The sequence below is a fragment of the Mesorhizobium sp. B1-1-5 genome (assembly GCF_006443065.1).
Classification (GTDB): domain Bacteria; phylum Pseudomonadota; class Alphaproteobacteria; order Rhizobiales; family Rhizobiaceae; genus Mesorhizobium.
The window spans coordinates 1-18,716 of the sequence record NZ_VFWS01000102.1; the positions used below are offsets into that span (position 1 = coordinate 1).

At 65.4% G+C, this 18,716-nt stretch carries 13 protein-coding genes; 8 read left to right on the forward strand and 5 right to left on the reverse strand.

Annotated features, from left to right (window positions below):
- Window positions 1–333 precede the first annotated feature (333 nt).
- Window positions 334–1,974 (forward strand): ABC transporter substrate-binding protein, encoded by a 1,641-nt coding sequence (locus FJ980_RS23345; RefSeq protein WP_140546097.1) that lies wholly within the window; start codon window positions 334–336, stop codon window positions 1,972–1,974.
- 153 nt (window positions 1,975–2,127) lie between these two features.
- Here the strand turns inward: FJ980_RS23345 and FJ980_RS23350 are convergent, their stop codons facing one another.
- Complete coding sequence (locus FJ980_RS23350) at window positions 2,128–2,910, reverse strand: hypothetical protein (RefSeq protein ID WP_140546098.1); 783 nt, start codon at window positions 2,908–2,910, stop codon at window positions 2,128–2,130.
- 149 nt (window positions 2,911–3,059) lie between these two features.
- Between FJ980_RS23350 and FJ980_RS23355 the strand changes: the two genes are divergently transcribed.
- The 6 genes from FJ980_RS23355 to FJ980_RS23380 are packed head-to-tail and all read left to right on the forward strand — an operon-like array spanning window position 3,060 to window position 9,019.
- On the forward strand, window positions 3,060–3,686 hold the full coding sequence (locus tag FJ980_RS23355) for a DUF4129 domain-containing protein (RefSeq protein WP_140546099.1): 627 nt from the start codon (window positions 3,060–3,062) through the stop codon (window positions 3,684–3,686).
- On the forward strand, window positions 3,683–4,897 hold the full coding sequence (locus FJ980_RS23360) for a DUF4350 domain-containing protein (protein ID WP_140546100.1): 1,215 nt from the start codon (window positions 3,683–3,685) through the stop codon (window positions 4,895–4,897). Before FJ980_RS23355 ends, FJ980_RS23360 begins: the two co-directional genes overlap by 4 nt.
- On the forward strand, window positions 4,884–5,840 hold the full coding sequence (locus tag FJ980_RS23365; protein WP_140546101.1) for a MoxR family ATPase: 957 nt from the start codon (window positions 4,884–4,886) through the stop codon (window positions 5,838–5,840). The genes FJ980_RS23360 and FJ980_RS23365 overlap by 14 nt, the downstream gene beginning before the upstream one ends.
- Window positions 5,837–7,141: a DUF58 domain-containing protein gene (locus FJ980_RS23370; protein WP_140546102.1), complete on the forward strand. Its 1,305-nt coding sequence runs from the start codon at window positions 5,837–5,839 to the stop codon at window positions 7,139–7,141. The genes FJ980_RS23365 and FJ980_RS23370 overlap by 4 nt, the downstream gene beginning before the upstream one ends.
- Complete coding sequence (locus FJ980_RS23375; RefSeq protein WP_140546103.1) at window positions 7,138–8,154, forward strand: stage II sporulation protein M; 1,017 nt, start codon at window positions 7,138–7,140, stop codon at window positions 8,152–8,154. The genes FJ980_RS23370 and FJ980_RS23375 overlap by 4 nt, the downstream gene beginning before the upstream one ends.
- On the forward strand, window positions 8,141–9,019 hold the full coding sequence (locus FJ980_RS23380; RefSeq protein WP_140546104.1) for an RDD family protein: 879 nt from the start codon (window positions 8,141–8,143) through the stop codon (window positions 9,017–9,019). The genes FJ980_RS23375 and FJ980_RS23380 overlap by 14 nt, the downstream gene beginning before the upstream one ends.
- A gap of 15 nt (window positions 9,020–9,034) precedes the next feature.
- Here FJ980_RS23380 and FJ980_RS23385 read toward each other — a convergent pair whose 3' ends face one another.
- Window positions 9,035–9,721: a D-lyxose/D-mannose family sugar isomerase gene (locus FJ980_RS23385; protein WP_140546105.1), complete on the reverse strand. Its 687-nt coding sequence runs from the start codon at window positions 9,719–9,721 to the stop codon at window positions 9,035–9,037.
- Window positions 9,722–9,925: 204 nt separating this feature from the next.
- Here FJ980_RS23385 and FJ980_RS23390 point away from each other — a divergent pair, with 204 nt between their 5' ends.
- Window positions 9,926–10,984, forward strand: coding sequence for a D-TA family PLP-dependent enzyme (locus FJ980_RS23390; protein ID WP_140546106.1), 1,059 nt, complete (start codon window positions 9,926–9,928; stop codon window positions 10,982–10,984).
- 109 nt (window positions 10,985–11,093) lie between these two features.
- Here the strand turns inward: FJ980_RS23390 and FJ980_RS23395 are convergent, their stop codons facing one another.
- The 3 genes from FJ980_RS23395 to FJ980_RS23405 all read right to left on the reverse strand — a co-directional run.
- Window positions 11,094–11,897: a heme ABC transporter permease gene (locus FJ980_RS23395; protein WP_140546107.1), complete on the reverse strand. Its 804-nt coding sequence runs from the start codon at window positions 11,895–11,897 to the stop codon at window positions 11,094–11,096.
- A gap of 261 nt (window positions 11,898–12,158) precedes the next feature.
- Entirely contained in the window at window positions 12,159–13,928 is a 1,770-nt protein-coding gene (locus FJ980_RS23400; protein ID WP_140546108.1) for a glucan ABC transporter ATP-binding protein/ permease, read from the reverse strand.
- Between the two features lie 375 nt (window positions 13,929–14,303).
- Window positions 14,304–18,716 (reverse strand): glucoamylase family protein (locus FJ980_RS23405; protein ID WP_281406337.1); only part of this gene is annotated, 4,413 nt, incomplete at its 5' end.

An 18,716-nucleotide genomic window follows, 5' to 3' on the forward strand; every position in this document is an offset into this window, starting at 1 on the left:
TTCAACGCCATCCTAGACGGCTTCCTTCTGGCATCGCAAAATCAACCCGAAGCAAATGTGTGCGCACGCTAGCCCCGAGGGGAGAGGAATCGGTCAGCGCCGGCGCCAGTCTCTTCTCCCCGTCGGGGAGAAGGTGGCCGCGAAGCGGCCGGATGAGGGGGCGGCGGCGCCCTGGCCAACTTTAACCTGCGGAACAGCGCACAAGAACTGCGGAAACCCAACCATTTCGCGGCGGAAAGCGGACCTATCATTCCCTCGCAGGCAACGGCGCTCCGGCGGACGCATCCGCCCCCGCATGGCGGCCCGGAGCGCCCAACAACAGAGGGAACGACGATGAAATTCATGCTGACCGACAGAAAACTGCATCCGCAAGCCAAGCCGATCGCCGACGATTTCAAGAAGGGCGCGATCAGTCGGCGCGAATATCTGGCCTTGATGGCCGGCTTCGGCGTCAGCGCCGCCGGAGCGATGGCGCTGGGCGGGATCGCTCCCTCGCCTGCCCGCGCCGCCGAGCCGAAAAAGGGCGGCGTGCTGCGCGTGGCTATGAACGTCAAGGGCTTTAAAGACCCGCGCACCTTCGACGGCGTCGAGATGTCCAATGTCGCGCGCCAGTGCAACGAATATCTGGTGCGCTGGAAAACCGACTTCTCCTTCGAGCCCTGGCTGCTGGAAAGTTGGGAGACCAGCGACGACGCCAAGACGATCACGCTGCACGTGCGCAAAGGCGTCACATGGTCGAACGGCGACATTTTCAACGCCGACGACGTGATCCACAACCTCAACCGCTGGTGCGATGCCTCGGTAGCCGGCAATTCGGTCGCGGCGCGCATGGGCGCGCTGGTCAACGCCGACACCAAGAAGCCGGTCGACGGCGGCATCCAGAAGGTCGACGACTACACCGTCAAGATCAACCTGCCGAAGCCCGACATCTCGCTGATCGCCGGCATGGCCGACTATCCGGCGCTGATCATGCACCGCTCCTATGAAGGCGACGCCGATCCGAAGAAGGCTTTGGCCATCACCACCGGCCCTTGCGAGCTGGTCAGCTGGGACGCCGAAACAGGCGCCGAGGTGAAGCGCAAGGACAAGCCGTGGTGGAAGGGCGAGTTCTATCTCGACGGCATAAAATGGGTCGACTACGGCTCCGATCCCAACGCCACGCTGTCGGCCTTCGAATCCGGCGAGATCGACACCGACCACGAGACCACGGCGGATGCCGTGTCGCAAACCGAGCAGATGGGCCTGCAGAATTCCGAGATCGCCACCGGCTCGACCATCGTCGCGCGCTTCAATATCTCCAACGCGCCCTATGACGACGTCAAGGTGCGCCGCGCCGCCCAGCTTGCCGTCGACAATGCGGCGGTGCTGAAGCTCGGGCTCGATGGCCGCGGCAAGCCCGCCGACAACCACCATGTCGGCCCGATGCATCCGGAATTCGCCGATATCGGCCCGGCCAAACGCGATGTCGAACAAGCCAAGAAGCTGATTTCGGAATCCGGCAAGGCCGACCACGAATATGAGCTGATCTCGGTCGACGTCGAATGGCAGAAGAGCACCGCCGACGCGATCGCCGCGCAAATCCGCGAGGCCGGCCTGAAGATCAAGCGCACCGTGCTGCCGGCCGCGACCTTCTGGAACGATTGGGCCAAGTTCCCCTATTCCTGCACCGAATGGCTCGGCCGCCCGCTCGGCGTGCAGGTGCTGGCATTGGCCTACAAATCGGGCGGCGCCTGGAATGAAAGCGCCTATTCGAACAAGGAGTTCGACGAGCTTCTCGACAAGGCGCTTGCAACGCCGGATGCCGCCCAGCGCAAGGAGATCATGGCCAAGATCGAGACCAATTTGCGCGATGCCGGCATCATCATCCAGCCCTATTGGCGCTCTGTCTATCGCACCTATCGCAAGGGCGTGCAGGGCTGCGAACAGCACCAGGCGCTTGAGCAGCATTTGGAGACAGTGTGGCTGGAGTCCTGATCCTCCCAGGAGCGAGCGGCCGGCGCGACCTTCCCGTCGCGCCGGCCGAGCGCTCATTCCGATGAACGAGAGCGCAATGCCGACTACCCCGCCCAGCCGGAATTTACCGGCTGCACCTGGGCTTTCCAAAGCCATCGGGTTGATCTCTGCTGCCTACGAGAAGATCTCCGCCAGTTCGTCGATGCTTGCGCCCTCCTTCGCCTGGCGCAGCTCGACATAGCTCACCGCGGTTGCGATCGAGAGCACCATCGACACCACCGTCTGGACCAGCGCGGCGCCGATCTCGGCGATGATGCCGCCGAACAGCACCAGAACGAGCAGCATCCCCCACTGGATGATCATCGCGATGATGATGAGAATGAGGAACAGGCCGAAAAGCCCCCAGCGGCTGCCCTTGGTGAGGATCCGGCTGCGCGACATCGAGCCGAACACGCCACGCCGCTCCTGGATCAGGACCGGCACCGACATCGACCAGCCGAGCCAGAGGATAATGCCTGGCACGATCAACAGCATCAGGCCGATACCCGCGCCGAGACCGACAAGCAGGCCGATGCCAAGCGTCGGCAGCAGAAAGCGGATCGCAATCTGGATGCAGTCGCCAAATGACGGACGCTTGCCATTGAGGTCCTCGATGGTCGCCCGCACCAGCGCCGACTGCAGCAGCAGCGCGCACACGAACGAAATCAATCCGGCGATGATGGTGATGTAGGAATTGCGAAACATGGCGCCTGGGTCGGCCATGGTGCCGGGATCGCGCTGCATCATGGCGTCGATCTGCGGCTGGGTCCACAGCCTGATGAGCAATGCCGGCAGGCCCGAAAACAAAGCCGCCAACCCCACGCAAAGTCCGAGGTTTCGGCCAATCACTCCGAAGGTATTGCTGAATACCCTGCCGATCTCGAATCGGCCGGGTCGTCCCAATGTTGCAGTCGTCATGATAATTTTCCCCCGAGTCACCGCTGCGTTCATCGGCGACTTCAAAGTAAATTTGCCAAGATTGAAAGGCTACGTCCAGTGCGCTTGCAATTGTCATGGCGTATTGCCAGTGTCGGCCCCGAACCGCAGGTTGCAGGGGGAACGAGCGGGTGACAGCCGCAGCGACGGAAGAGGCCGGACGGCTGGCGCAGTTGCACAAGCAACTGCTGGGGGACGATTCGATCCAGTTCGCCTTGCCGACCTACGTGCGGCCCGAGCCGCCGGAGTGGCTGAAGCCGTTTCTGGACGGCTTGGCAAAGCTCGGTCCCTACATGATCTATCTCTTCTGGGGCGCGGTCATCATCGGCGTCGCGATCATTGCTTTTCTGCTTTTCCTCGAGGCGAAAGGCATTGCCTGGCGCCTGCCATGGCGGCGGAAACGCGAAGAGACCGAAACGAAGGAAGAGTGGCGCCCTGACGTGGGGGCTGCCCAGGTCCTGCTCTCCGAGGCCGATGCGCTCGCCGCGCGCGGCGAGTACGACGAGGCAGTGCATCTACTGTTGCGCCGCAGCGTCTCAGACATCGCCACCCGGCTGCCCGATTTCCTGCGCCCATCGCTCACCGCACGCGACATCGCCGCCGCCGGTTCCATCCCCACCCGGCCCCGCGCCGCCTTCAGCGAGATCGCCCGCATCGTCGAGGCGGCCTTGTTTGCCCGGCGTCCGGTCGGCGCCGAGGGCTGGCGGCAGGCGCGGGGCGCCTATGAGCGTTTCGCCTTCCGGGACGCCTGGGCATGACCGCGCAGATGACAGGCGCAGCGCAAGAACCGTTCAGCCGCAAGACCCTGTTCTGGGGCATTTTCGCCAGCCTGCTGGCGGCGGCCGGGTTTTTTCTGCTGTCCACCTATGCGCCGGATTTTCGCCAGCCTGCTGGCGGCGGCACGCCGTTCTCGAAGGGCGGCACCGGCTATGCCGGGCTTGTCGAATGGCTGAAGCTCACCAACGGACAGGCGCCGCCGATGGAGCGCGGCGAGAAGGACCTCGCGTCTCCCCTGGCATCGACCTTCCTGCTGGTCGTCACCATCGCGCCGGGCAGCGACCCGGCCGCGCTCGATCGCCTCATCAAGCTGCGCTCTGGCAAAGACACGCTGTTCGTGCTGCCCAAATGGCAGACCTTTCCGTTGTTCAGCCACGAAGGCTGGGAGGAAAAAGTAGAGCGGCTGCCCAACAACGTCGTCAACGACTGGCTCGGCCGCATCGCCAAGGCCAAGCTCGGCGAAGCCAAGAACACGCTCTCGCAGATCAACATCGCCGGCCGCATGGTGGCCGCGCCGGACGAGCTGCAATGGGTGGCGGACGACCATCCGCTGATCGCGGCGGGCGACGGCAGGGCTATCCTGACCGAGCTCGACAACGAACCCTTCTACATCCTCACCGATCCCGATTTCCTCAACAATGCCGCGCTGAAGGACGAGCAGAAGGCGACCGCGGCGCTCGACATCATCGCCATGCTGGAGCCCGCCAAGGGCGCCGTCATGTTCGACCTGACGCTGCACGGCATCGGCGGCAATTACGATCTCGCCAAGCTGCTGATCGAACCGCCCTTCCTGGCTTTGACGCTGTCGGTGCTTGTGGCGGCCGCGCTCGCCTTCCTGCACGGGCTCGGCCGCTTCGGCCCACCGCGCGCGGAGGGGCGCGCCATCGCCTTCGGCAAGCGGGCGCTGGTCGACACCACGGCGATGCTTTTGAAGCGCGCCGGGCGGCTGCAGGAGCTTGGCGACCGTTACGCAGCGCTGATGCGCCAGCGCGCGGCCGCCCTGCTCGGCGCGCCGCACGGGCTGCAGGGCGAGGCGCTCGACCGCTGGCTCGATTCCCGCGACAAGGAAGAACAGCACGGCTTCACCGCCCGCTTCAGAGCAGTACACGATTCCAACAATCTGGCCGCAATGCACGAAGCAGCCGAAAAGCTGCATGACTGGACGGCAAGGAGGCTCATTGAACGTCGATGAAGTGAAGACCCTGGCGAACGCGATCAGGGAAGAAGTGGCAAAAGCGATCACCGGGCAGCGCGACACGGTCGACCTGATGCTGACGGCGCTGTTTGCCGGCGGGCATATCCTGCTCGAAGGGCCGCCCGGCACCGCCAAGACGATGACGGCGCGCTGCTTCGCGCAGGCGCTCGGCGTCGCCTATGGCCGTATCCAGTTCACGCCCGACCTGATGCCCGGCGATATCGTCGGCGCCAACATCTATAATTTCCAGACTGGGCAGTTCACGCTGACGCGCGGCCCGATCTTCTGCGAGCTTTTGCTCGCCGACGAAATCAACCGCACCCCGCCGAAGACGCAAGCCGCGCTGCTCGAGGCCATGCAGGAGCATGCCGTCACCTTCGACGGCACCACCCATTCGCTCGGCCGGAATTTCATGGTGGTGGCGACGCAGAACCCCATCGAGCACCAGGGCGTCTATCCGCTGCCCGAAGCGCAGCTCGACCGCTTCCTGTTCAAGCATCGGGTGAGCTATCCGGATCTCACGGAAGAGCGCGCCATCATCGTCCATCACGGCGGCGGCTCGGCCTCGCACGATATCGAACAATACGGCATCAAGGCGCGGACGGACCGCAAGACGCTGGAAGCAGCGCTCGCCACGGTCGGCGACGTCACGCTGGTCGACGATGTCGTCGGCTATATCGCGGCACTTGTGCGCGGCACGCGCGAAAGCCCTGACCTGGAGGTGGGAGCGAGCCCACGCGCGGGCGCCATGCTGGCGAGAGCCGCGCGCGCCAGGGCGGCGCTCGACGGCCGCAACTATGTCATCCCCGACGACGTCAAGGCGCTGGCCGTGCCGGCGCTGCGTCACCGTGTCGTTCTCTCGCCGGCGGCGCAGATCGACGGGCGGCTGGTCGAGCAGATCGTCTCCGACCTCGTCGACCATACGGAAGCGCCGCGTTGATCTATCCGAGCGGCCGAGCGGTCTGGGCAGCGGCGGCGGGGGCGATCCCCGCCTTCCTGATCGCGCTCGCCTTGCCGCATGTCTGGTATCTCGGCCTGTTGTGGATCTGCCTGCTGCTTGCCTTCCTGGCGGTGGATGCAGCCGCAGGCAGGGGTCGCGCCTCGCTCGACGCCACGCTGACGGCGCCGCCACAGGTCGGCGTCGGCGGACGCTTCACGCTGCACGTCGCGGCCGGTGCCAGGGCAAGGCTGCGGCGCCTGCAGGCGCGTGTCGGGCATGACCAGCGGGTCCAGCCATTAGCCGGCACCGGCGGCGCGCTGCCGGCCAATGGCGGCACGCTCGATCTCGAATTCGAGGCCATTCGCCGCGGCATCGCCGGCTTCGACCGTCTCTGGCTGCGCTGGCAGGGTCCATTCGGGCTGATCTGGAACCAGGTCGTGTTGCCGGTCGACCGCAAGGTCGCGGTGCTGCCCAATGTCAACAGCGCGCGCGACGAGGCGATCACGCTCTTGCAGCGTTCCGCCCTTGCCGACGGCCATACGCAGAAGCGCGCCGGCCAGGGCCGCGAGTTCGAGGCGCTGAAGGATTACCAGCCCGGCATGGGCCGCCGCATGATCGACTGGAAGCGCAGCGCCCGGCACGGCAAGCTTCTGGCACGCGAGTTCCGGATCGAGGAGAACAACAACATCGTCTTGGCCATCGATAGCGGCCGGCTGATGTGCGAGCCGGTCGACGGTGTGCCGAAGGTCGACCGCGCGGTGACGGCGGCGCTTCTGTCGGCATTCATCGCGCTCAAGGGCGGCGATCTCGTCAGCCTGTTTTCCTTCGATGCCAGGCCGCGCGTGTCGAGCGGCGCGGTGCGCGGCTCGCCGAGCTTCACCATGATCCAGAAGCGCGCCGCCGAGATCGACTATTCGACCGAGGAGACCAACTTCACCCTGGCGCTGACCACGCTTTCGGCGAGGCTCGACCGGCGCTCGCTGGTCATCGTCTTCACCGATTTCGTCGACCCGATCAGCGCCGAATTGATGCTGCGCACCGTGGGCCGGCTGACCGAGCGGCATCTGGTGCTGTTCATGCTGATGAAGGATGTGGAGCTCGAAACGCTGGCCGACATGGCGCCGGCGGCGCCCGAGGATGTCGCCCGCTCCGTCACCGCCGGCGATCTGTTGCGGCAGCGGCAGGTGGTAATCGGCAGGCTCAGGCTGCTTGGCGCGCATGTCATCGAGTCCGACCACCAGCGGCTCGGTCCGGCGCTGGTCGAGCGCTATATCCAGCTCAAGGAGGAGAACCTCTTATGACGCTGCCCGCCGGCACCGACGCCGTGCGCCAGTCGCTGGCAAGCTTCCGCCAGGAGCGCGAGGCCGACTGGAAAGCCTTCGAGGCGCTGCTCGCGCGCGTCGAAAAACGCGCGCCGCGCGCGCTATCGGAAGACGAGCTGCTGTCGCTGCCCCTGCTCTACCGCTCGGCCCTTTCCTCGCTCTCGGTGGCGCGCGCGACCTCGCTCGACAGCGCGCTGATCGCCTATCTCGAGGCACTGTGCCTGCGCGGCTATTTCTATCTCTATGGCGCGCGGCGGAGCTTCAGAACGCGCGTCGGCGACTTCTTCCTGCACGACTGGCCGACGGCGATCCGCGACCTGTGGCGCGAAGTATGGACGTCGGTCGGGCTCACCGTCATCGGTGCCATTGCCGGCTACTGGCTGGTCGCTTCCGACAAGCGCTGGTACGACGCCATCATCGCGCCTAGCCTGGCGGGCGGGCGCAACCCGGATTCGTCGGCCGAGGCGCTGCGCAGCGTGCTTTACGGCGGCGGCGATCATTTCCTGTCGGGGTTCGCCGCCTATCTCTTCACGCACAACACACAGGTCTCGATCCTGGCTTTCGCGCTGGGCTTCGCCTTCGCCGTGCCGAGCGTGCTGATCATCCTGATGAATGGCTGCATGCTCGGCGCCATTTTCCAGATTTATGCCGCCAAGGGCCTCGGCTTCGAGCTCGGCGGCTGGCTTTCGATCCACGGCACGACGGAACTGTTCGCCATCGCCATCGCGGGTGCGGCCGGCATGCGCATCGGCACCAGCATCGCCTTTCCAGGCGAACTCACCCGCATGGCCGCTGCGGCGCGGGCCGGGCGCGTGGCGGCGACCGCCATGATCGGCGTCACGGTGATGCTGCTTTTTGCCGGATTGTTGGAAGGCATCGGCCGGCAGACGATCACTAGCGACCTCGCCCGCTATTCGATCGGCGGCGGCATGCTGGCGCTCTGGATCTCATATTTCTACCTGTTGCGGATGGTGCGGCATGGCGACCGCTAGGACAGCCAAGGCAAAGAACCCTGCCGCGCTGATACGTCCGCTGGTGACACCCGAAGGCGTGGACCTGCGGGTCAAGCTGGCGGATGCCGGCACCCGCGCTTCCGGGTTCCTGCTCGACGTGGTGATCATCGTCGTCGCGGCCGTGATCGTCTCGCTGGTGATGATCTTCGGCCTTGCCGGCCTCGGCATCCAGGATGCGCAGCCGCTGTTCATCGTCTGGATCATCTTCATCTTCTTCCTGCGCAACGTCTATTTCATCGCCTTCGAAGCGGGCCGGCGGGCAGCTACGCCGGGCAAGCGCATGGTTGGCGTGAGGGTCGCTTCGCGTAGCGGCGCCGGCCTCACCCTCGACCAGGTCATCGCGCGCAATCTGATGCGCGAGATCGAAGTTTTTCTGCCGCTGTCGATCCTCGCCGCGCGCGCCAGCGCCGATGTCGCCGACACGCTGACAACCGTCTTCGGCCTGGTCTGGGCGTTGCTGTTCTCGCTGTTTCCGCTGTTCAACCGCGACCGGCTGAGGATCGGCGATCTGCTCGCCGGCACTTGGGTGGTCGAGGCGCCGAAAGTGGCGCTGGTCGAAGACCTTTCGCAGCGCAAGGACCCGGTCGCGGCCCGCTTCCAGTTCAGCCCCGCACAGCTCGACGCCTATGGCATCGCCGAACTGCAGAAGCTTGAGGAAGTGCTGCGCCGCGACGACTATTCCGCGCTGAAGGCCGTGGCCGAGACCATCGCCCGCAAGATCGGCGCCCGGGTCGAGCCGATCGATTCAAAGGCTTTTCTCACCGCGTATTACGGCGAGCTCCGGGCGCATCTGGAGCGCAAGCTGCTGCTCGGGAACCGCAAGGCGGATAAGTACGCGCGGTAGCGGAGCGTCCCTAGCCTACCCCACCCACTTCTCGTAATCCGACACCAGCAGGTGCAGCGGCGCCACGTCCTCGTCGATGTTGGAGAAGCGACCGATCGGATCGCGGAAGACGTTGTCGGTGAGGTCGTCATTGACGGTGGAAACCTCGCCGATCAGCACGTCCTTGCCCTCGGCCCAGAAGGCGTGCCAGACGCCGGGCAAAAGCGTGACGCTCTGGCCGGGATCGAGCTTCAGCAGGCCGCCTGCCGGCAGTCTGGTCATGGTGCCGTCGACCGGCACCGAGACTTCGGCCTTGGGGTCGATGCCGCCGTCGCGGTCGTGCATGAACAATTCCAGCACCAGCTTGCCGCCGCCGCGGTTGATGATGTCCTCGGCCTTGATGTTGTGGCGGTGCATCGGCGACAGCTGGTCCTTGCGCGAGATCATGATTTTTTCGGCGTACAGCATGCCCATGCCGAGCTTCATGTCCTCGTAACGGCCGTTGCGCACGGTGAACAGGAACAGGCCGAGCTCGTCGAACTTCTCCTGGCCGTAGTCGGTGATGTCCCAGCCGAGGCGTGAGGTGAAGATGGCCGCGGAGTCGCCCTTATGCGCCTTCATCTCTTCCGGCGACCAATAGGCGAAGGGCGGCATGATATAACCGAAGGAGCGGATGAAGGCGTCGGCTTCGCGGATGATGTCGTTGATCTTGGAGCGCTTCATGGGTTCTCTTCCTTCCGGCCGCCGCCTGCTGAAATCTGCCCTTCCGAATAGCCCAATGCCGGTCCTCTGTCGACGCAAACCGGCGGGTCTGGCCCGTGACATGGGCTGCGTTCGGGGCCATAAACCCAACTGATTTGTTTTAACGCAATGTCTTTGTCCCGCAGCGGATCGCCGCACGGAAGACATGCTCGGACGGGTGATCTCATGGCAAGCATAGACGATCTCGACACACCGGCGATCCTCATCGATGCCGCCCGCGCCGAGGCGAACATCAAGAAAGCGCAGGCCCATGCGGATGCTCACGGGCTGAAGCTCCGCCCGCATATCAAGACGCACAAGCTGCCTTACTGGGCGAAGAAGCAGGTGGCGGCGGGCGCCGTGGGCATCACCTGCCAGAAGATCGGCGAGGCCGAGGTGATGGCCGATGCCGGGCTGACCGACATTTTTCTCCCCTACAATATCCTCGGCCGCGCCAAGCTGGAGCGGCTCAAGGCGCTGCACGGCCGCGTCACACTCTCGGTGACGGCCGACAGCCATGAGACACTAGAGGGGCTGGCCGCCACCTTCACCGATGCGGGCCATCCGCTTTCGGTGCTGGTCGAGTGCGACACCGGCATGGGCCGCTGCGGCGTGCAGAGCGCCGACGAAGCGCTGATACTGGCGAAATTGATCGACCAGGCCAAGGGCCTCGCCTTCGGTGGGCTGATGACCTACCCAGCGGCGGGGCGCGCCGCCGAGGCGGAGGCATGGCTGAGCAATGCACGCTCTACGCTAACAGTGGCCGGGCTTGAATGTGCCCGCATCTCCAGCGGCGGCACACCGGACATGTGGCGCTCCGGCGAGGACAGCGTGGTCACCGAATACCGGCCCGGCACCTACATCTATCTCGACCGCTACCAGGTCGCCAAAGGCGTCGGCACACTGGACGACTGCGCGCTGACCGTGCTGGCAACCGTGGTCAGCCGTCCGACGGCGACGCGCGCCATCCTCGACAGCGGCAGCAAGGCGCTGTCGTCCGATACGCTCGGCCTGCCTGACTTCGGCGAGCTGCTCGGCGTGCCGGGCGCCCGCGTCACGGGCTTGAGCGAAGAGCACGGCACCGTCACGCTTTCGGACGGCGCCAAGCTGCGCATCGGCGAGCGCGTGCGCGTCGTACCCGATCATTGCTGCGTGGTGACGAATTTGTTCGACCAGGTGCATCTGATCGACGGCAACAAGGTGCTGGAAACGCTGCCGGTGGCGGCAAGGGGACGGATGGGGTGAGCGGCATTTCCTTCTCCCCTTGTGGGAGAAGGTGGATCGGCGCGTTAGCGCCGAGACGGATGAGGGGTGCTCCAGGGAAGGCCAGCGTCTCACTCCGCTGGAACACCCCTCATCCGGCCGCTTCGCGGCCACCTTCTCCCACAGGGGGAGAAGGGGGAGCCCGCTCCGCCTGCCTCGCCGCAACTCTCCGCATCGCGGTCACGCGGCGCCTGAAAATCTCCGTGCGCATCGCCATCAGGTGCAGGGCGAAGAACAGCACGGTGAAGCCGAGCGCCATCACGGCCAACGGCCACAGCATCGAGGGGTCGATGGTCGGGCCGCCGAGCCGGAACACGGAGGCCGGCTGGTGCAGCGTGTTCCACCAGTCGACCGAGAATTTGATGATTGGGATGTTGATGAAGCCGACCAGCGTGATGATGGCGGCGGCCCAGGCGGCGCGGCCGGCATCGTCCAGCGCGCGGGTCAGCGCGATGATGCCGAGATACATCAGGAAAAGCACGAAGACCGAGGTCAGCCGCGCGTCCCACACCCACCAGGTGCCCCACATCGGCTTGCCCCAGATAGAGCCGGTGATCAGCGCCAGCGCGGTGAAGGTGGCGCCGATCGGGGCCGCCGATTTCAGCGCGACATCGGCCAGCGGATGGCGCCAGACCAGCGTGCCCAGCGCCGAAATCGCCATGATCGTGTAGCACATCATGGCGAGCCACGCGAAAGGCACGTGGATATACATGATGCGCACGGTGATGCCCTGCTGGAAATCCTCCGGCGCGGTGAAGCTCATGTAGAGGCCGATGGCGAGCAGGATCGCCGCGACCGCCGCCAGCCATGGGATCACCTTGTCCGCCAAGCCGACGAAGCGCGTCGGATTGGCGAGATCGGCCCAGGCGCTCAAGCGTGAGGTGGTGTCGCTCATGCCGACCTAAATAGACCGGGGATTGGTCTGGGGCAATCGGGGGAAGGCGTCGCAGGAAGAAGCCCTTGCCTTCTCCCCTTGTGGGAGAAGGTGGATCGGCGCGCAGCGCCGAGACGGATGAGGGGTGTTCCAGCGGAGTGAGGCGCCGAACAGCAGCAATGCGCCCGGCTGTCGATCGTATGCTGGTGTCAAGCTGGAGCACCCCTCATCCGGCCGCTTCGCGGCCACCTTCTCCCACAAGGGGAGAAGGGAAGGCGCTGATTACGCCGCTTCCGTCACCGCACGGCTGAGGCGGCGGACTTCTTCGTCGTTGAGCAGGCCGCCGGCGCGCAGCAGGGCAGCGAAGCGGCCGTTGCGCAGCGACAGCTCGGTGAAGCCGCCCATCTCGACCACCCTGCCCTTGTCCATGAAGACGACGAGGTCGGCGTCGCGGACCGTGGTCAGGCGGTGGGCGATGATGAAGGTCGTGCGGTTGCGGCGCAGCTCGTCGATGGCATCCTTGACGCGATCCTCGGTTTCGACGTCGAGCGCGCTGGTCGCCTCGTCGAGCACCAGGATCGGCGCGTCCTTGAGCACGGCGCGGGCGATGGCGATACGCTGGCGCTCGCCGCCCGAGAGCTGGCCGCCGCGCTCGCCGACGACGGTGTCGTAGCCGCCGCTCTTGGCCAGGATGAAATCCTGGGCGGCGGCGGCATTGGCGGCGGCGTGAACCTCGTCATTGCTGGCATCGGCACGGCCGACACGGATGTTGTCCTCGATCGAGCGGTTGAGCAGGCCGGCGTCCTGGAAGACGGTGGCGATCGAATGGCGCAGCGACTTGCGGGTCACCGTGCGGGTGTCGATGCCGTCGATCAGGATGCGGCCGCTGGCGGGCGTGAAGACGCGCTGCAAGAGATTGATGAGCGTCGTCTTGCCGGCGCCGGTCGGGCCGACGATGGCGACCGTCTGGCCAGCCTGGACCTCGAAGGAGACGTCCTCGATGCCGTGGCCCGAATTGGCGAACTCGAAGCTGACATCCTCGAAGCGGACGTGGCCGGTGACGTTGGTCAACTCGCGCAATCCGTCCGGCTCGGCGGTCTCGGCAGCCGAATCCTCGAGGCGATAGAACTCCTCGAGCTTGGCACGAGCCTCGGAAATCTGGGTGGTGAAGGCCGACATCTGGTCGAGACGGGCGATCAGCATTCCGGCAAAGCCGGTGAAGGCGACGACATCGCCGACGCGGAGCTGGCCACGGGTGACGAGATAAGCGCCGATCGAGAGCACGATCATCATCGAGATGGTCGACGACAGGCGGTTCAGCGCATTGGCGATCGCCCACCAGTCGAGCACGGGGTTCTGCGCGTCGAGCAGATCCTTCACATAGCGCTTCAGCGTCGCAGTCTCGTGGCCAATGCGGTTGTAGCTCTGCAGCACGGCAACGTTGCTGACGCTGTCGGTCACGTGGGCAAACACGGTGTGGTAGTGGCGTTCGACGGCAGTCTGCCCCGACTTGGTGCGGCGCATGACGAGCCGGCCGATGCCGACATAGAGCACGCCCAGGCCCAGCAATACGACGGACATGCGGATGTCCATGGACAGCGCGGTCGGAACCAGCAGCACCAGCGCGATGGCCGTCGAGAGATGCACGCGCATGAATTCGAGCCACAGGCTGAACAGGGTCTCGACCGCGCGCAGCAGCGTGTGCAGCGAATTGGATGTGCCGCGCTGATGGTGCCAGGCAAGCGGCATGGTGATGACGCGCTCGAAGGACTGGCACAGCACTTCGGAGCGGCGGGCATGGGCGAAGCGGTCGGCACCGCGCGCCACCAGCACGAAGGCGACGACGTTGAAGGCACCAAGAGCGGCCCAGACGGCGAGCGTCGAAAACACCGCGCCTTTTTCGGAGATGGCACCGATCACCCGGCCCAGCAGGATGGGCTCAAGGATCGCGATCGCCGCGAGCGCGACGTTGGCGCCGCAAATCAGCGCAACGCGCTTCTTGTCGGACGCCAGATAACCCAGCGCTCTAAAGTAGATCTGCAGAAGTGACACTTCAGCTACTCCGCCAAACTCTTGTCTGTGCTCAATGCCCGAATTGTGCACCGCACCATTTTCTGACACGTATCGGTTAACGTGTCGCGAAACAATGCGTCGTCTATCGCTTCCGTTCCCATTTAGCGAACAAAAGATGACGACGGTACGAAATCTGACGTGATCACCTAACGGTTTGAGATAAAAGGTGAAATGTCAGGCTTGCGGCAAAATAATGGCACCTGCCTCGCGCTGCCACATTTTTAATCACAAGCTGCTTGCTTAGGCTGCCCTAAAGGAAGGCGCGCGATCGGACGCGAGAGCCGCGCCAAGTAAAAAACGGCGATCGGCCGCGCACCCCGAGGGATGCGCGGCCGACGAACCAAACCTTTGATTTTACGCAGGTATCCTGACGACGACCTCGGTCTTGTCGCCGGCTTTCGGCTCGAAAGAGGCCGATTTTTTCTTCGAACCATCGACTTCTAGCGAGATCGACTTGGTCTTTTTGTCGCGGATAACACGAAGCTTGATCTCGCCGTCGAACATCTTGAGCGTCGCGGCGTAGCCGTCCCAGTGCCCGGGCAGCTTCGGCCTAAACGTGATCTCCTTGCCGCGCCGCTCGATACCGAGAATGCCCTCCACCGCGGCGCGGTAAAGCCAGCCGGCTGAGCCCGTGTACCAGGTCCAGCCGCCGCGGCCGCCCTTGCCTTCGCCGGCATAGATGTCGGCGGCCACGACATAGGGTTCCACGCGATAGTGCTCGGCCGCCACCTCGTCCGAAGCGTGGTTGACCGGGTTCAGCATCGAGAAGCAGCGATAAGCTTCGTCGGTGCGGCCCATTTCAGCCAGCGCGATCACGAACCAGGTGGCAGCATGGGTGTACTGGCCGCCATTCTCGCGCACGCCCGGCGGATAGCTCTTGATATAGCCCGGGTCCTTCTCGCTCTTGGAGAAGGGCGGCGTGAACAGCTTGACGATCTTGAGCTCGTCATCGACCAAGATATTGGTCGCCTGTTCCATGGCGGTCGTCGAGCGCGCTGGATCGCCCTCGCCCGACAGCACGCTCCAGGACTGGGCGATCGAGTCGATCCTGCACTCGTCCGAATTGTGCGAGCCGAGCGGCGTGCCGTCGTCGAAGCTGCCGCGCCGGTACCATTGGCCGTCCCAGGCGGTGCTTTCCAGGGCCCGCTTCAGCGCGTCCGCGTGCTTGGCCCAAGCCTGCGCCCGCTTGGTGTCGCCCTGCCCCTTGGCGACAGGCGCGAAGTCGGTGAGCGTCTTCAGCAGGAACCAGCCCAGCCACACGCTCTCGCCCTTGCCGCCCTCGCCGACGCGGTTCATGCCGTCGTTCCAGTCGCCGCCAAGGATGAGCGGCAGGCCGGCGGGGCTGCTGCGCTTGATCGCGAGATCGAGCGCCCGCGCGCAATGTTCATAGAGCGGCGCGGTGTTCTTGGTGATTTCCGGCGTGAAGAAGGCATCGTGCTCACCCTCGCCGAGCTGCTGTCCGTCGATGAAAGGCAACTGCTCCTTCAGGATACCGGCATCGCCCGTCACCTCGATGTAGCGGGCCGTCGCATGCGCCAGCCAGACTACGTCGTCCGAGATCATCGTGCGCACCCCGGCATCGGTGCGCGGCAGCCACCAATGCTGCACGTCGCCTTCCGGGAATTGCCGGCGCGCCGCGTTGAGGATCTGGTCGCGCGCCAGCTTCGAGTCATGCGCCAGAAGCGAGAGCGTGTCCTGCAACTGGTCGCGGAAGCCGAACGCGCCGCTCGCCTGGTAGAAGGCCGAGCGTGCGCGGATGCGGCAGGCCAGGCTCTGGTAAGGCAGCCAATGGTTGATCATGGCATTCATCGCTTCGTCGGGCGTCTCGACCTGGATGGTGTCGAGGAAGCCGCGCCAGACGCGCTCGTTATCGGCCAGGCGCTGATCGAAATCCTTGCCGCGATGGGTCTGCACCAGCGCGCTCGCCTCGGCAGGCGTGGCCGCGTCGCCAAGCAGCCAGGACAGCGTCACGTCGCCGCCGGCGGCAATGTCGATATCGCTGGCGACGACAGCGCAGGGATCATCGCCTGCCTCGATGCGGCCGGAAAGCGCAAGCCCGCCAAGCACGGCCTGCGGATATTCGGTCGTGCCGTGCCTGCCGATGAACTCGCTGCGGTCGGCGGTTACCGAATGGACAGGATGGCTGGCCGCCAGGAAAGCGACACGCTCGCCGAAGTCGAGGCCATAGGGGTTCTGCGCCAGCATGGCGCCGGTGGCGGCGTCGCGCGACGGCACGATGGTCGCCGCCGTGCGCGAGCGATGGCCGCCCAGCACCCATTCGGCATAGGCGTAAATGCGCAACCGCGCCGGCGCCGGGCCGGCATTCTGGATGCGCAGCCGGGTGATCTTCACAGGATCGGTGGGATCGACCACCTGCGTCAGGTCCATCGACAGCGAACCGCGCCTGGAGCGGAAGGTCGAGAAGCCCTGGCCGTGCCAGGTCTCATAGGTCATCGACGGATCGCGAACCGTCGCGGCCATCGGCGAGAAGGCCTTGCCGCTCAATTGGTCGAAAATATAGAAGCCTTCTCCTGGCCGGTTCGACACCGGGTCGTTCGACCACGGCGTCAGCTGATAGTCGCGGCTGTTGCGGCTCCAGGTGAAGCCGGCGCCTTCGGCCGAGACGTGGAAGCCGAACGAGGCGTTGGAGATGACGTTGATCCAGGGCTGCGGCGTCGAACGCCGGCCGGTCAGCCGCGTCACATAGTGGCGGCCGTCGCCGTCGAAGCCGCCAAAGCCGTTCCAGAGGCTGAGACCACTGCCGTCGGCGGCAATATCGGCTCCGCTTCGGCTTGCCGGCACCGGCAAGGGCAGCGGCGGAACGGGCTCGCGCGGCGTGCCGCCCTCGGCCTGCATCAAGGCATCGCGAGCCTGGAGCGCCGCCGTCTCGGCACGTTCGAGCTGATCGAAGATCGTGCCGTTGCGGGTGTGCAGCACGACCCGCGCCACCGACAGCAAGGTCTTGTAGGTCGGCTCGTCCATCAGGTCGCGACGCACCGCGAAGATATGCTGGCGGGGGCCAAGCTCGCGGCCGCGCAGGCGGCTGTTCTCGCACAGCGTCTCCACCGCGCGCTGCAGGTCCTGCACGTAGGACGAGGCCTGCTCGTTGACGACGACGAAGTCGATCATCATGCCCCGCGCCCGCATATATTCCTGGAAGCGGAGCGCCTGGGCGACGATCTCGAGATCGGCGACGTCGCCGATGCGCACGAGGAAGATCGGGAAATCGCCGGAGATGCTTGTCGGCCACAGGCTCGACTGGCGGCCGAGGCCCGACGCGATGGATTCCGCAGGCAGGCGCAGGAACGGATCGGGATAGATCAAATAGCGCGCCAGCTTCTGCACATTGGCGGCGTCGGTGAGGCTGAGCCCCAGATGGCGCGTCTGCACCTGGCTGCGCGTCCAGGCAAGCATGGCCTGGCGGGCGAAGCTCTCCTGATGGTCGAGACGCGCGATCGCCTCGTCGAGCTCGCCGCGATTGGCGCCGACGGCGGTCCAGAAGGTCAGCGATATCTTCTTGTTGGCCGGCACGCGCACCTGGCGGCGCAGCGCCGCTACCGGGTCGAGCGTGAAGCCTTGGCTGCCCGAAAGCCTGACGCCGGGGTCGAAGGCGACGGCATCGGCGATGGTGCGGCCACGGCCGATGAAGGCGCGCCGGTCGGTCTCGGCCTCGGCATCGCGCGACGGGCCGGACGGGTCGGTGACGAAATGAACCATGGTGAGGTCGGGATCGTTGTTGTCGCGCTTGCGCCTTGTGGCGAAGATCGCGCCGTTGTTCGGCGCGATCTCGGTCTCGACAAACATCTTGGAGAACGCCGGATGGGCGTTGTCCGAAGTCTCATTGCCGAGCACCAGCTCGGCGAAGGAGGTCACTTCGATGTGCCGGTCGGTGGCGCCGTCATTGTAGAGCGTGATGCGGCGGCCTTCGCCATTGCCTTCTGAAATGACGATGCATTCGACTTCTGAACGCAGCGAACCCACGGTCTTGGTGAAGCTCGCCTTGTCGTCGCCAAACAGCGTCTGGACGCGCTCGCCCTCGGCGCGCTTCGGCTCCGCGGTGGCGGACCACCAGTCGCCGGTCGCCGCGTCGCGCAGGAAGATATAGGAGCCGAGGCGATCCTCGCTCGGATCCGGCTGCCAGCGGGTGACGGCAAGCTCGCCGAAGCGGCTGTAGCCGGAGCCGGTGGCGGTGACCATGACCGAATAGCGGCCGTTGGACATGACGTTGGTCGCCCGCAGCGCCTTGATCGGATCGAGCACGACACGGCTGTCCGGGCTCTCGGCCTCGGTCTCGTCCTTGGAGCGCTCGTCGGCCTCCGTCCTGACGGTCGCCGTCGGAATGTCGCGCGGCGCCTTCTCCTGCAACAGAAGCTCGGCCGATTCGATCACCGGGTCGCTGTGGAAACGCTCGCGCAGCCGGCCCTCGAAAATGGCGTCGGCCACCGCCGCGATCGTCATGCCGGAATGGTGCGCCATATAGTTCTGCACCACGGCGTGGTCGGTGCCTTCGGGCACGCGTTGCGGCGTGAAATCGACCGCGTCGTAAAAGCCGTGGCGGCCGAGCGCGCCGATCGAACGCAGCCGCTGCAGGTTCTGCACCGCCTCGCGCGGACTGAACTGTGCGGCCAAGATGGTCGCATAGGGCGCGATCACGGTGTTCTGGCCGAGGCCGCGCTTCAGGCCGAGCCCTGGCACGCCGAAATTGGTGTACTGATAGGTGAGCTCGCGGTCGCGGGCGTTGTAGGCCGCTTCCGAAATGCCCCAGGG